This window comes from Ruegeria sp. BG5 (assembly GCF_056538425.1).
In genome coordinates, this window is record NZ_JBQFTC010000001.1 from 2,032,061 (window position 1) to 2,046,298 (window position 14,238).

Genomic DNA, 14,238 nt, shown 5'->3' on the forward strand with positions numbered 1-14,238 from the left:
CTATCCCCAAAGTGGCAGGCCGGACAAGGCCGCCAGCGCAATCGCCAGATAGGCGGCGGCACGGTAGAGGTGCTCGCGGTCGGGTCGGAACAGCCAGCCCCCCAGCCAGTTGCCCAACAGGTTTGGCACGGCCAGCGCAAACCCCAGCCCCGCGGCGGCCAGCGTTACCTGCCCCATGCCGGTGAGATAGCCCAACAGCAGGAAGTCAAAGGCAAACAGGAAAAGCAGGATGGTTGCCCGGATTACTTCCACAGGCAGCGGGCGCGACATGTAGAACAGGATAACGGCTGGTCCGGGCAACCCCGCAACGCCGCCCAGAAATCCAGCGGCACCGCCGATACCTGTGACCATCGCGCGGCCGACACGGCCGTGATAGCGCAGGCCCAGGATCAGAATGGCGAGCATGATCAGGGCAAGGCCGCTGACCGCGTAGCGAAACACTTCGGGGTCGACTTGCGTTAGTACCCACAGGCCGACCGGCAGAATCGCGGCGCAACCGATCACCAAACGTGCCAGATCGCCCTTGTTCACCGCGCCCCAAGCCCGGCGCAGGTTCGGCAAGGGGCCGAAGATATCCATGATGGTCAGACCGATCAGAGCCCCGAAGGGGCCCAGATAAGGCGTGGCGATGGGCAGGAAGACCAAAGCGGTTCCGAATCCCGAAAAGCCGCGCACGACCCCGCCCAGAAACGCTGCAAAAAAGATAACGGCCAGACCCTGCGGGGACTGGCCGAAAACCTCAGGCATCTATGTTGGCAAACTGGTTGCCGGCGGTGTTGGATGGCTTGGACCAGTCACGCTTGACCCCCAGCCACAGCAGGATGGTCGAGGCCACAAAGACCGACGAATAGGTCCCCACGATCACGCCCCAGATCATCGCAAACACAAACCCCCGGATCACGTCGCCGCCCAAAACATAAAGCGAGATCAGCGCCAGCAAGGTTGTGACCGAGGTCATCACTGTCCGACTGAGCGTTTCGTTGATCGAGATGTTCAGAACTTCCTTGAGGTCTTTCTTCTTGTACTTCCGCAGGTTCTCCCTCACCCGGTCGAACACAACCACGGTGTCGTTCAGAGAGTAGCCAACGATGGTCAACAGGGCTGCTATAATGGCCAGGTCGAAGCGGATTTGCAGTTCCGAGAAGATGCCGATGGTCAGGATCACGTCATGCACAAGTGCGGCCACCGCCCCCAACGCAAACTGCCATTCGAACCGCAACCAGATATAGACAAGCACGGCACCGATGGCCAAAGCCACGGCGATGACCGCCGTCTGGATCAGTTCGCCGGACACTTTCGGGCCGACCGATTCAACCGAGACAAATTGGATGTCGGGGATCACAGTTTGCAACGCGCTTTCAACCGCTGTGATTGTCGAAGCTTCAACCGCTTCGGCATCGGCCTGCGCCTGAATGCGGATCATGGCGACGTTTTCGTCCGGCCCGAATGTCGGGTCAAAAATCTCGGTGATCGTGACATCGCCCAATTCCAGCGGCGCGATGGCGTCGCGGTAGGTGCCCACGTCAATCGGCTGAGCGCTTTCGGTGCGGATCGTGGTGCCGCCCCGGAAATCGATGCCGAAATTCAGACCTTGCAACAGGAATGAAACAAAGGCGATCACCATCATCAAGCCCGAGATGCCCAGCCAGACTTTCCACCGGCTGAAGAAATCGAACGAGGTTTCCTGGGGTACGAGTTTCAGTCTCATGTCAAACCTCGATCATTTTCGGACGGCGGCGTTCGAACCACATGACCACCATCAGGCGCGTCACGAAGATCGCAGTGAAGACCGAGGTGATGATACCCAGCCCAAGCGTAATAGCGAAGCCCCGCACCGGACCGCTGCCCATGGCAAACAGGATGGTCGCAGTGATGAATGTGGTGACGTTGGCGTCCAGAATGGCCGACAGCGCCTTTTCATAGCCAAGCTCGATGGCGCGGGCCGGGCCTTTGGCGGATTTCAGTTCCTCGCGGATGCGTTCAAAGATCAGAACGTTGGCATCCACCGCCATACCCACGGTCAACACGATCCCGGCGATGCCCGGCAGCGTCAGAGTGGCCCCGATCAAGGACAGCAAGCCGAACAGCAGACCGACGTTGATGATCAGAGCGATGTTGGCAAAGATACCGAACAGCCCGTAGCTGAGCGCCATGAAGACCAGCACCGCGGCGAAGGCCACGATTGTGGCGACTTTACCGGCGTCGATGCTGTCTTGGCCCAGTTCAGGGCCGATGGTGCGTTCTTCCAGAAAGATCAGCTCGGCGGGCAAGGCCCCTGCCCGCAGCAGGATGGCCAGATTGGTGCTTTCCTCGACCGAGAAGTTGCCGGTGATGATCCCCGACCCGCCCGGAATGTGGCTTTGGATGACCGGGGCCGAGATCACCTCGTCATCCAACACGATGGCAAAGGGCGCGCCGATATTGTCGCGCGTGTAGTCACCAAATTTGCGCGCACCTGATGTGTTGAAACGGAAGCTGACCGCCGGACGACCATTCTGATCGAAGGATGGCTGCGCGTCCACCAGTTCCTCACCCGTCACGACCGGGGCGGATTCGATGATGTAGTAAACACCGCTTTCGTCGATTGAGGGCACGACTTCCTGACCAATACCAGCAACCGCATCCGGGTCGGTGCCGCGATTGACCACAGGGTTGAAGGTCAGCTGCGCCGTCGTTCCGATGATGTCTTTCAACTCTCCGGCGCTGCCGATCCCCGGCACCTGGATCAGGATACGGTCCGCGCCCTGGCGCTGAATGGTGGGTTCGCGGGTTCCGACCTCGTCAATCCGGCGGCGGACAATCTCAAGCGATTGGCGCACGGTGCGGTCGTCTGAGGCCAGTTTTTCAGCCTCGGACAGTTGCACGACAATCGTATCCCCGTCGGCGAAGGCTTCGATGTCGGTCGCGCCGACCCCGGTCAGGGTTTGCACCTGACGGGCAAGACCGCGCACAACCTCTAGCGCGCGGGGCATCCCCTCGGGCTGGCTGATGCGGACGCGAATCTGATCGGGGGCCGAGTCCTGACGGCGGATGGTTCCAACTGTCGCCCGCTCGTCCCGCAGGGCGTCGCGGATTTCCGGCCACATGCCCTCCATCCGGGATTCGTAGACATCCTCGACCTTAACCTCGGCCAGCAGATGGGCACCGCCGCGCAGATCAAGGCCCAGATTGACCAGAGACGAAGGCAGCCAGTTGGGCCATTGTTCGGCTTGCGCCTGATTTTCGGGGGTGTTTGCGCCCAGCTCAATCGCGGCTTTGGCGTCGTTGGATTGTTCGACCCGCGTGTAAAACGCATTTGGCAGGGCAAGGATCAGGCCGGTCACGCAGACCAGCCAGATCAGAACCCGCTTCCAGGTATCAATTTGCAGCATTACCCTGCCTTTTCAAGGAATTGTCAGGCGAAGTTACTTCGCAGGTTCGGTCTTGTTCAGAACCTGGGCGATGGTCGATTTGATCACGCGCACCTTCACACCTTCGGCGATCTCGACCTCGATCTCGTTCTCGCCTTCCTTGACCTTGGACACTTTGCCAATCAGACCACCCTGTGTGACGACCTGATCGCCCCGGCGCACGGCCTCGACCATGGCCTGATGTTCCTTCATCTTCTTTTGCTGCGGACGGATCAGCAGGAAATACATGATCGCGAAGATCAGGATCAGCGGGAGAAACTGGGCGATTGCGCCACCTTCCATGGGATATTCCTTTTGCTTTGTGTTGCGGCACCGTTCCGCAAATTTGGCGGGAACCTATGCGCTGATATGTCTGTTTGCAAGCAAAGGCGGCGGTGTGACCCACCTGAACGCGACCCTGTCACCGCAAGAACAGTCAAAGCGTTGCAGATATGTCCTAGGAACATGGCCCAAACCGGGTATAGTCCGGGGTAAGGGGGACATATGGCACGGCAATTCAAGCCCTTCCTTTTGTTACGTTATTTCCTGGCCGCTTTGGCGGTGATCCTGTGGTTTGACGGTCCTGTCCGGGCACAGGACGCACCTGCGGAAGCGACCGCGCCTGAAACGGCTGAATCAGAGGCCTTTATGGCCCCGGTCATTGTGGACGGGGACGTCCTGTTTCAGGTCCGCGGCTCAAGCGCCCTGCCCGCGCCCGAACGGGCCGAGGGTGTTCAGAACAAGATCATCGAAATCGCCGAAGCCTCGGACGCGACCGAGGTCGCAATCAGCTTTGAAGAAACCGACTTTGGCACCTGGATTCTGGCAGATGGTGAAAGGGTCTCAATCGTCACCGAAGCCGATGCCGAATTGGATCAGATGGAGCTGAGCGTTGTCAGCGTTCTGCACGGCAATGCGATCAAGCAATCCATCGAAGCCTACCGCTCGAACAGAACGGATCAGGCGCGCGTGTCGGGCGCGATCGAAGCTGCGGCCTGGACCTTGGGCTTTATTGTCTTTGTCGTCGCCATCCTGTGGCTGCATCGCAGGATCCGACGGCGCACCCTGAAATTCGTCAAACGCCACCTGAAGGACGTTGAAACCGCCACCGCCAAAAGCGTTCAGGCCGAGGCAATTGCTGCCCTGGTACGCTATGGGCTGAATTTTGTCCTGCTGGTGATCTTTTTTCTGGGCTTTTACTACTATCTGTCCTTCGTCCTGCTTGCCTTTGCCGAAACCCGCTATTTCGCGCAGTTGCTTCTGACCTACCTGACGGAACCCGTCCTTCTGATCTTCAAGGGCATCCTCAGCTATATCCCGAATATGATCATGCTTGGCCTGATCACCTGGGTAACGATGTATATTATCAAGGGCATGCGGGTGTTCTTTGACGCGGTCGAAGCGGGCTCGTTCGAGTTGGGGGATTTCGAAAAGCACTGGATCAACCCAACCTTCAACATCGCTCGGGTGGTTGTGATCCTGATCGCGCTGGTCTTTGCTGTGCCCTATATCCCGGGCTCGGATTCCGCGGCGTTTCAGGGGCTGACCATTCTGGTGGGTGCGATGCTGTCGCTTGGCGCAAACTCGGTCGTGTCGAATATGCTGGCGGGGCTGTTTGTGATCTATCGCCGCTCGACCTCGATCGGGGATCGAATTCAGATCGGGGATCACATTGGTGACGTGGTGCAGATCAAGCTGATGGAGACACATCTGAAATCCATCAAGAATGAGCTGATCTCGATCCCCAACGCGCAGCTGATGAATTCGGATGTGGTGAATTTCTCGAAGAAAACCGACGGCAGCGGTCTGTTGCTGCACACCACTGTCGGCATCGGGTACGAGGAACCGCCCGAAAAGGTCGAGGCGATGCTGATCGAAGCCGCCCATCGCACCAAGGGGATCAAGGCCAAGCCTGAACCCTTTGTATTGTGGACCGCGCTGGCCGATTACGCGATCAATTATCAGATCAATGGGTACACCACACGCGGCAGTATTATCCCCAAAATCCGGTCAGACCTGCACCGCAACATCGTGGCTGTGTTTAACGAGAACAATGTGCAGATCATGACCCCGTCCTACATGGCCGACCCGCCCGAGCCGAAGATCCCAGCCGGGGATTGGGATGGTCATCTGGCGCATCACGAAGAGACGCCAGACAGTTAAGCGCAATTTGGTTAACCAGCGCTACACCCTTCCAGCCATATGGTGCATAAGCAGCTTTAGTGATTCACGCATTAAGGATCTGAGACATGCACGACATCCGCGCCATTCGCGAAAACCCTGCCGCCTTCGACGCCGCTCTTGCGCGCCGTGGGGACGCGCCGGTGTCGTCAGACCTGCTGCGCCTGGACGAAAGCCGCCGCGCCAAGATTCTGGCGGCTGAGACGGCGCAGGCCGAACAGAACAAAGCCAGCAAAGAGGTCGGTGCCGCCAAGGGGCGCGGAGATGAGGCGGAATTCGAACGCCTGCGCACTCTGGTCGCCGAAAAAAAGGCCGAGATTGCGCGGATGCAGACCGAAGCCAAGGATCTGGACGCGCTGCTGACCGATCAACTGGCCCGCATCGCCAACCTGCCTGCCGAGGATGTACCCCAAGGCGCGGACGAAAATGATAATGTCGAGGTGAACCGCTGGGGCACGCCGCGTGCGTTCGATTTCGCTCCGAAAGAACATTTCGATATTCCCGCAGTCGCCGCCGCAATGGATTTCGAGACCGCCGCCAAGACCAGCGGCAGCCGGTTTGTGAACCTGTCAAAAGGTGTTGCGCGTATCCACCGCGCCTTGGCCCAGTTCATGCTGGACACCCATATCGACAAGAACGGCCTGACCGAGATGCAGACCCCCGTTCTAGTCCGGGACGAGGCGATGTATGGCACCGACAAACTGCCGAAATTCGGCGATGACAGCTATCAGACCACCAATGGCTGGTGGCTGATTCCGACCTCTGAGGTCACACTGACCTATTCGGTATCCGGGGATATTCTGGACGAGGCCGCCCTGCCCATCCGCATGACCGCCCACACCGTCTGCTTCCGGTCCGAGGCTGGCAGCGCCGGTAAGGACACTGCCGGTATGCTGCGGCAGCACCAGTTTGAAAAGGTCGAGATGGTCTCGATCACTCATCCGGATAAATCGGACGAGGAACAAAAACGGATGCTGCGCTGCGCCGAGGACCTGTTGGAACAGTTGGGCATCCCCTACCGCACCGTTGTCCTGTGCACCGGTGATATGGGATTTGGCGCGCGCCGCACCTTTGACATCGAGGCATGGCTGCCCGGTCAGGATACCTATCGCGAGATCAGCTCGGTCTCGACCACCGGCGATTTTCAGGCGCGTCGCATGAATGCCCGTTTCCGCCCCGAAGCGGGTGGCAAACCGGAATATGTCCACAGCCTGAACGGCTCGGGGCTGGCCGTGGGGCGCTGCCTGATCGCCGTGCTGGAGAACGGGCAGAACGCAGATGGCACTGTGACCCTGCCCGAGGTTCTGGCCCCCTATCTGGGCGGCAAGCGGACCCTGCAAACAGACGGTACGCTGGGATAAGAAAACCGGTGCTTCGACAAGCGCCGGTCTTTCCAAAAGGGCGAGGAAGGCTTACTTCTTCGCCTTTTTCTTATCCTTCTTCTTATCTTTCTTTTTGCTGTCCTTCTTGCCAGCGTCTTTTTTCTTGTCGTCCTTCTTGGACTTCTTGTCCTTCTTCGACTTGGCCTTCACCTTGTCCTTGGCTTTCGAGAACGCGGCCTCCATCTCGGCACGTTTCTTGGCGGCCTTTTCAGCCTTTGCTTTTGCCTTGGCCTTCTTCTTGGCCTTCGCCTCGGCGGCTTCGGCCGCAGCCTTTTCAGCCGCAGCTTTCTTCGCGGCCTCTTCCGCGCGTTTTTCGGCGGCTGCTGCGGCGACTGTCTTGCGGGCCGCGGGGCGTCGCGCCGCAGCTTTGCGCGGCGTCGCCCGACGTGCCGCTGGCGCGCGCTTGGCGGCAGGCTTAGCGGCGGCGGGTTTCGCAGCGACGGCCTCTTTCGCGGCAGCAATCAGCACAGCGGCCCGAGCCAGACCTATTCTGGGGACCTTGACCAGATCTTCGGGCTTGGCTTTCGCCACGGCCTCGGCCGTTTTGAAACCGTTTGCGAACAAGGCTGTGGCAAGCGCCGCCCCCACGCCTTTAACATCGGTCAATGCGGTCATTATGGGTCCTTTCTCTGTCTCCCTGCACACCCGTATATACACAGGATATACAATCCTTCAAGTCGTGATGCCGCCCCGCCACGCTCTCAACTGCCGTGGGCAAGCTTGGCGTCTTGCCCCTGCTTTGGAAACGGCACCAAACGCTTTGCGTCCTCGTCCCAAAGCTTCAGGTTCAGCGCGGCCACAGCCTCAGGGAACTTGATCCGGCGAGGGGTGTATTCGGGCGGCAGGTTATAGTGACACGCCCGCAACCGGTACGAGGGGATGCGCGCGTTGAAATGATGGATGTCGTGCAACGTAATACAGGCGACCGCATTGTCGAACCACCAGCCGAAATCCAGCGCCGACGACCCTTGCAAGGCCGCCAACTGAGGGTCCAGATCGGGCCGACGATCCCAATAGGTATCCTCAAAGTTGTGCTGCAGATAGACAAGGAACACGCCCAGCATCCCCCCGAGCAGTGAGAAGACCAGCCAGACCAGAATGCCCGTTGTACCGGCAATCAACCACAGTAGCCCCAGGAACACGACGATGGAAAGGTTGTGCAGCACAACCCCCTTCACTCCGAACCGAACGGTGTTCTTGGGCCAGCGATAGCGGATGAAATAAGTAAACAACGCCCCAACCGGCACGAGGATGAACGGGTTGCGATAAAGTCTGTAGAACAGGCGCTTTTTCCAATCCGCCTCGTTCCATTCCCGCAGGGTCATCGTATGGATCTCGCCGGTTTCGCGGTGTTCCAGATTGCCAATTCCGGCGTGGTGCAGGTTGTGGTTCTGCTTCATCACCTCGAACGGAGCGAAGGTGAAAGGCGACAGGCCGTGCCCGGCCCATTCGTTCTGTTGCCGTGTCTCAAACAGCGAATGATGCCCGCAATCATGTTGCAGCACGTAAAGACGCACTGCCGAAAAGGCAAAAACAATCCCCGCCGGGACCATGATGTACCAGCGATCCACGTATGTGATCGCCAGCGCCAGCGATGCGAAATACACCGCGAAGGTCCCAAAATAGCTCAACGCTGCCAGTTTGTTGTCCTGAACCGCGTATTGTCTTGTGTATTCCCTAAGATCCATCCAGCCCGCTCCCCACGATGGCCCGACAAAAATTAACCCAAAAATATGTGCGGAATGTCCGCGTACAAGCAGCGCACACGAAACAAATGCACGCAACTGAATGCTAGCGCGGGGAAAAGGCGCTGTCACGCCCCGAGGCTAAAAACGCTGAAAATTGGCGCAGTTACGCGCCTTTGATCCGATCTGCCTCGCAGATAGCACGCAATCTATGGTCCCACAGAACCGTCTGGGCCGCCTAGGTTCAACACCAGTAGTGTGCTTTTCTTCTTGAGGTATTCTTCGATTCAGCCCCAAAAGTTGACGCAAAGGAAACTTTTACTCAGTATAGGGTATCATTTTATTAGGCTAATTGATTGTCGAATTCGAGAACCATACTGCGCCCTGTTTTGCGGCTCCCTTCTTTTGCCTTCTTTCTGCTTACGGCATGTTCGTTCAACGAGCTCGGAACATCATCCTCGACCGTGACGATGACAACCACTGCGGTCGTGTACGAAATACGCGGCAAGGGGCTGCATGTTGCCACGCTGCAAGGCAATACAGTATTCGCCCTTGGCAGCTATCATGAAGTCCTTGTGTTTTCGAAGGATTGCGCGAGCGACCCATCCGGCCAGGCAGCTCGCCAAGCGCTCATCGCTAAACGGGAATTGGCAGCATCAGTTACTGACACGGTGGGGCTCGAACTTGCGTTTGGCCGCCGTTGGACTGGCTTGACCTTGGGTCGCCATCAGGCCGCTGTCATGGTGGACGTTCCGAACGACCAAGAATTTGCGCGCAGTCTATCCCTGAACCTCAGTGACCTGTCCTCGACCAGACTCGAGATATTGGACGACACCCCATGCAAGGAGGAGATGCCAACATGAAAAGACTACTTCCAGTTTTAGGGTTATTCGGCCTATGCGGCTGCGGCGACCAGCTATATGTCGCCCATGACACGGTGGTGGGCGTCAACGCCAACGTCAGCGCCAATCGGCAACAAGGGCAGCTTGTCATAGGCTTTGACCGTGACTTTGCTGCACTAGTACCAGTGATGGAACCGGGCGGGAAAGACTCTAAAGGCAAAATTCGGGAAACCCGCGAGGCTATGTCAGTTTTTGGCTGCACCAGCATGACAACAAGCAGCATCTTTCTGACCGGTTATTCCGACGTCATTTCGACAGGCCAGGCGGCTGAAAAACTGGCGAAATCGCTTGGAACCACAGGCAAAAAAGAAGGCGCTGAGAAACTACTCGCCTGTGCCGACGACAAAAACAAAGACAACGGCAACGGCAACGGCAACGGCAACGGCAACGGCAACGGCAACGGCAACGGCAACGGCAACGGTAACGGCAACGGAAATCCCCCAGACGGAGGAAATGACAATGGATAAAATCCCCAAAATGCCAAACGTTCTTGTCGCTATAGCTTTCTTCGGCTCAGGCCTTGCTGGCTGCACCGAAATTCAGGATCGCGCACTGGTTTACGGCGAACGCAGCGGTGTGAACATTGCGTTGCGCTCGGACCCGGCCAAAGCACTGCCTGTCGAGGTCAACGCAGGCGTACAACGCCGGGTGACAACTTTGGTGCCTCCGCAACAAAGGAATGGCGATGGCAGACCAATTGACGAAGCAGTCAACATGATCTCTAGTTTTGACCTGAAATACGACAATGCGGATGCGAGCCAAGGCCTCTTTGGTGGCAAAACACGCATCGCATCAATCTTCACCACCGGAGCGGCGGCGGAAGCGCTGGCCACCCAGATCGATGAAGGCGGCACGCCTGATGGGCTTGCAGATGCAATTGAAGCGAACCGCGAGTTTGTCAATAAGAACTAGACATTCAGTGGCGTGGCTCAACTCATCCACGCCCCTTGAGATGTTTGGCCAAAGCACCCGCATTTTTCTTGCGTCGCCCCTTGTAGGGGTTCTTGTCGCCCTGCCCCCTCAGGGTCAGGCGGATCGGTGTGCCGGGCATGTCAAAATCTTCGCGCAGACCGTTGACCAGATAGCGGGTATAGCTGGCGGGCATCTTGTCGGGATGCGAGCACATGACCACGAAACCCGGCGGGCGGGTCTTGGCCTGAGTCATGTAGCGCAGCTTGATCCGGCGGCCCTGCGGGGCTGGCGGTGGGTGCTGTTCCAGCATTGCGGTCAGCCAGCGGTTCAGCGCAGCGGTCGGCACGCGCCGGTTCCAGATGTCGTGGGCGCGCAGGATTGCGGCGCGCAGACGCTCAAGCCCCCGGCCCGTTTTGGCAGAGACCGTGATCAAAGGCGCGCCGCGCAGTTGCGGCAGCAGGCGTTCGAAGGACTCTTTCAGCTCGCGCAGTTTTTCCTGCTTGTCGTCTTCGATGTCCCATTTGTTGACAGCGACAACCACGGCACGGCCTTCGCGTTCGGCCAGATCGGCGATGCGCAGGTCCTGTTGTTCAAACGGAATCGCAGCATCCAGCAGAACAACAACAACCTCAGCGAATTTCACGGCGCGCAGCCCGTCAGAGACCGAGAGCTTTTCCAGCTTCTCTTGCACCTTGGCCTTTTTGCGCATGCCCGCGGTGTCGAAGATCCGCATCGGGGTGCTGTCGCCATCAGGGTCGGCCCAGTCGATGCGCAGGCTGATGGCATCACGTGTAATCCCGGCCTCGGGGCCGGTCAGCAGGCGGTCTTCGCCGATGATCTTGTTGATCAGCGTGGATTTACCGGCATTCGGACGTCCAACCACCGCAACCTGCAGCGGCTTGGCGGCGGTGATCAGAGGCGTTTCACCTTCGCCATCCTCATCCAACTCGATATCGGTTTCGGGGGTATCGTCCTCGGCCTTGTCCTCAGCCGCGTCCGCCAGCGGCATCAGTTGCGCGTAGAGGTCCGTCATCCCTTCGCCATGCTCACCCGACAGGCGTACGGGTTCGCCGAGGCCCAGATTGTAGGCCTCAAGCACACCGGCATCCGCCGCGGACCCTTCGGCCTTGTTGGCCGCCAGAATCACGTGTTTCGAACGTTTGCGCAGAATCTCGGCAAACATCTCATCCGTTGGGGTCAGACCGGTCCGCGCGTCGATCATGAACAGGCAGACATCGGCCATGTCCACCGCACGCTCGGTCAGGCGGCGCATCCGGCCCTGCAGGCTGTCATCGGTTGCATCCTCAAGCCCCGCCGTGTCGATCACGGTAAAACGCAGATCGCCCAGCCGCCCTTCGCCCTCGCGCAGGTCGCGCGTCACGCCGGGCTGGTCGTCGACCAAGGCCAGACGTTTGCCCACAAGGCGGTTGAACAGGGTGGATTTGCCCACATTCGGGCGCCCCACGATGGCGAGGGTCAGCGACATGTTCTCAACTTTCAAGACTCAAGAAGCGCCCTTTAGCGCATCTGAACGTCAACGGAAAGCGTGTAGATCGCCCTTGGTCGAAACGACATACAGCGTCTGCCCCGCCACAACTGGTGAGGTGGTGGCCCCGCCCGGAACCTCGACCTGGTAAATCTGCGATCCGTCAACCGGATTGAAGAAGCGCACATAGCCATCGTTTGAGGACACGACAAGACGTCCACCCGCCAGAATCGGGCCGTAATGGGCCACAATCGGTCCGCGCCGTCCGGGACGGTCTTTGACAAAGCCCGGCAGGTCCTGTGCCCAGATGATCGAACCATCAGCAGCGTTCAGGCGCACCAACTGGCTGCGGTCGCTGATCAGGAAGATGCTGTTGCCCGCAGGCCAGACCGTATCCACCGCGCCTTCATCGGCGGTCCAGCGACGTTCGCCCGAACCCGCGTCAAAGGCGACGGTGCGCCCGGAATGGTTGCCGATATAGATCGTGTTGCCCGCAACCATCGGCCCGCCGGTCACGTCGATGATCTGCGCTGCGGCCCGTCCCCGGCGCCCGCCGGCAACCGACGCGTTCCAGCGGCGGATACCGCCCCGCCGGAAGGTGGCGGCAATATCACCGGAACCAAAGGCAAAAACAGCAAGGTCCGAGGCCAGAACCGGGGCCGGAGCGCCCAGAACGTTGCCGACGCTCGGCGTGCCTTCGATCTGCCAGGCAATCCGGCCGTCTTTGGTGTCGATGGTCCAGCCGGTTTCGTCCCCTGCGACCAGATACAGCAGCCCGTTCGCAACCAGGGGCGATCCGCTGCCTGTAGCGTTCAGGCGTTTCTGCCAACGGATCGCTCCGGTTCGTGCATCCATCGCGGTCAGGCGGCCAAAGCCAGAGGAGACGTACAGAACACCGTCGGCATAGGCCATGCCGCCGCCGGTCGCGTCCACATCACCGTCATTTCTGGGGATCAGGTTGGTCTCCCACACAACCTGCCCTTGCGGCGAAACAGCTGTCACGGTCGCAACCGCGTCCAGAGTGTAAATCAACCCTCCGGCCACGACAGGTTCGGCGGTGATGCGCTGTTTGCGCGAGTCGCCCTTGCCGATCGGGGCCGACCAGATCCGCTGCGGTGTTCCGCGCAGGGCTGCGTTGGTGGTGCGGAAAGCCGGGGTTCCGGCACTCTGCGACCAACTGGAGTTGGCCGTTTGCGCTGGCAGGCTGATCGGCTGAGACCCGCGCGTTTCCACAACCTCGGTGTCCGAGGCAGGCCGGATGTCTTCGCGAGCGCCGGGCAGAATGGACTCGGGCTCTTCACAGGCGGCCAGGGCAGTAAGGGCAATTGCCGCAGCCGGCAATCCCATACGGGAAAATAGTCGTGTTACCATGTCAATCCGAACTCGCCTGTCCTTTATTATACCGCCAGCTTAGCCCTGTTGTGCCACCAACGGGTCCGGCTCGCCCCCCAGGGCGACAATCAACTGCGCAGCGCGTTGCTGCAAATCTACGCCCACCTCGGCATCCTGCCGCAATGCCTGCAAACGGGTCAGCGCCGCGTCAACCTCACCCTCGGAAATATCGATCAGGGCCAGTTGCTCTTCGGCCAGCAGGCGCAGCGGTGCGCCCGGCGCGGCCAGAGCCTCGAACTGCAAGCGGCGATCTGCGGCAGGCAACGTATCCGCTTGCAGCAACAGTGCCTTGAAACTTGCAATCGCCCGGTAAATTTCCGGCAAATCGCCCTGAACGGCAATTGCGTTCAGGCTGGCAACAGCGTCCTGTTCGGATCCGGCATCCAATTGCGCGGCGGACAGCAGCATGCTCAGAACGGCATCACCGCCCGGCGATTGTGGCTGAACTGCCTGCAATTCGGTCGCCCGCGCAGCAGAATCGTTTTCCTCAAGCGCAGCAAAGATTTCGTCGCCCAGTTTTTGCGCCTGAGCCGTATCGCGGGACTTGCGAACCTCGTTGAAAGCGGCCCCGCCGACGACCAGTATGACGGCAACAACACCGACCCAGCCCCATCGGCGCAACAGCAGATACATGCGGTCACGGCGTACCTCTTCTGTGACCTCATCAATGAAACTGTCGGTGTCGCTCATCCCTGCCCCCGGGCTGTGTCTTCTGCTTTCGTGCGCCATGTCATACCCCGGCACCACGGCCAAGCCAAGGCCCGGATTGTGCACAATACCGTAGCGGCAGTCCGCTCTTGCGCAAAAAAGTGAACCGAACTATTCAGTTTAGCGTAGAAAATATACATGTCCGCCCCCATTTTCAGACATGTATGTCAGGTCCGCCTGACGTGAAATTCTGGGAGAAGT

The 14,238-nt window shown here is 59.2% G+C and carries 14 protein-coding genes; 5 read left to right on the forward strand and 9 right to left on the reverse strand.

Annotated elements, in window-relative coordinates; all coding sequences use genetic code 11:
- Genes ACR0KX_RS09660 through yajC form a run of 4 tightly spaced genes read right to left on the reverse strand, consistent with a single transcriptional unit; the run spans position 1 to position 3,692 of the window.
- Positions 1–747: a TSUP family transporter gene (locus ACR0KX_RS09660; protein ID WP_480708364.1), complete on the reverse strand. Its 747-nt coding sequence runs from the start codon at positions 745–747 to the stop codon at positions 1–3.
- A complete protein-coding gene (gene secF / locus ACR0KX_RS09665) occupies positions 740–1,708 on the reverse strand; it encodes a protein translocase subunit SecF (RefSeq protein WP_170449797.1) in 969 nt (322 codons plus the stop codon). The genes ACR0KX_RS09660 and secF overlap by 8 nt, the downstream gene beginning before the upstream one ends.
- A gap of 1 nt (position 1,709) precedes the next feature.
- A complete protein-coding gene (gene secD, locus ACR0KX_RS09670; protein WP_170519499.1) occupies positions 1,710–3,371 on the reverse strand; it encodes a protein translocase subunit SecD in 1,662 nt (553 codons plus the stop codon).
- A gap of 33 nt (positions 3,372–3,404) precedes the next feature.
- Positions 3,405–3,692 (reverse strand): preprotein translocase subunit YajC, encoded by a 288-nt coding sequence (yajC, locus tag ACR0KX_RS09675; protein ID WP_480626174.1) that lies wholly within the window; start codon positions 3,690–3,692, stop codon positions 3,405–3,407.
- A gap of 201 nt (positions 3,693–3,893) precedes the next feature.
- Between yajC and ACR0KX_RS09680 the strand changes: the two genes are divergently transcribed.
- On the forward strand, positions 3,894–5,552 hold the full coding sequence (locus ACR0KX_RS09680) for a mechanosensitive ion channel family protein (RefSeq protein WP_480708365.1): 1,659 nt from the start codon (positions 3,894–3,896) through the stop codon (positions 5,550–5,552).
- 86 nt (positions 5,553–5,638) lie between these two features.
- Positions 5,639–6,931, forward strand: a complete 1,293-nt coding sequence (gene serS, locus ACR0KX_RS09685) for a serine--tRNA ligase (protein WP_480708366.1) — start codon at positions 5,639–5,641, stop codon at positions 6,929–6,931.
- A 51-nt stretch (positions 6,932–6,982) separates the two neighbouring features.
- Here the strand turns inward: serS and ACR0KX_RS09690 are convergent, their stop codons facing one another.
- Both ACR0KX_RS09690 and ACR0KX_RS09695 read right to left on the reverse strand, forming a co-directional pair.
- Entirely contained in the window at positions 6,983–7,567 is a 585-nt protein-coding gene (locus tag ACR0KX_RS09690; protein ID WP_480708367.1) for a helix-hairpin-helix domain-containing protein, read from the reverse strand.
- An 86-nt stretch (positions 7,568–7,653) separates the two neighbouring features.
- Entirely contained in the window at positions 7,654–8,640 is a 987-nt protein-coding gene (locus ACR0KX_RS09695; RefSeq protein WP_170622012.1) for a fatty acid desaturase, read from the reverse strand.
- Between the two features lie 467 nt (positions 8,641–9,107).
- Here ACR0KX_RS09695 and ACR0KX_RS09700 point away from each other — a divergent pair, with 467 nt between their 5' ends.
- Genes ACR0KX_RS09700 through ACR0KX_RS09710 form a run of 3 tightly spaced genes read left to right on the forward strand, consistent with a single transcriptional unit; the run spans position 9,108 to position 10,451 of the window.
- On the forward strand, positions 9,108–9,500 hold the full coding sequence (locus ACR0KX_RS09700; RefSeq protein WP_170622013.1) for a hypothetical protein: 393 nt from the start codon (positions 9,108–9,110) through the stop codon (positions 9,498–9,500).
- Positions 9,497–10,006 (forward strand): hypothetical protein, encoded by a 510-nt coding sequence (locus ACR0KX_RS09705; protein ID WP_480708368.1) that lies wholly within the window; start codon positions 9,497–9,499, stop codon positions 10,004–10,006. Before ACR0KX_RS09700 ends, ACR0KX_RS09705 begins: the two co-directional genes overlap by 4 nt.
- A complete protein-coding gene (locus tag ACR0KX_RS09710) occupies positions 9,999–10,451 on the forward strand; it encodes a hypothetical protein (RefSeq protein ID WP_170622014.1) in 453 nt (150 codons plus the stop codon). Before ACR0KX_RS09705 ends, ACR0KX_RS09710 begins: the two co-directional genes overlap by 8 nt.
- A 22-nt stretch (positions 10,452–10,473) precedes the next feature.
- Here the strand turns inward: ACR0KX_RS09710 and der are convergent, their stop codons facing one another.
- The 3 genes from der to ACR0KX_RS09725 are packed head-to-tail and all read right to left on the reverse strand — an operon-like array spanning position 10,474 to position 14,019.
- Positions 10,474–11,937 carry a ribosome biogenesis GTPase Der gene (der, locus tag ACR0KX_RS09715; RefSeq protein ID WP_170622015.1) on the reverse strand — a complete coding sequence of 488 codons (1,464 nt, stop codon included), beginning with the start codon at positions 11,935–11,937 and terminating at the stop codon, positions 10,474–10,476.
- 48 nt (positions 11,938–11,985) lie between these two features.
- On the reverse strand, positions 11,986–13,308 hold the full coding sequence (locus tag ACR0KX_RS09720; RefSeq protein WP_170519510.1) for a PQQ-binding-like beta-propeller repeat protein: 1,323 nt from the start codon (positions 13,306–13,308) through the stop codon (positions 11,986–11,988).
- 39 nt (positions 13,309–13,347) lie between these two features.
- Positions 13,348–14,019 carry a hypothetical protein gene (locus tag ACR0KX_RS09725; RefSeq protein ID WP_170519513.1) on the reverse strand — a complete coding sequence of 224 codons (672 nt, stop codon included), beginning with the start codon at positions 14,017–14,019 and terminating at the stop codon, positions 13,348–13,350.
- Positions 14,020–14,238 lie beyond the last annotated feature (219 nt).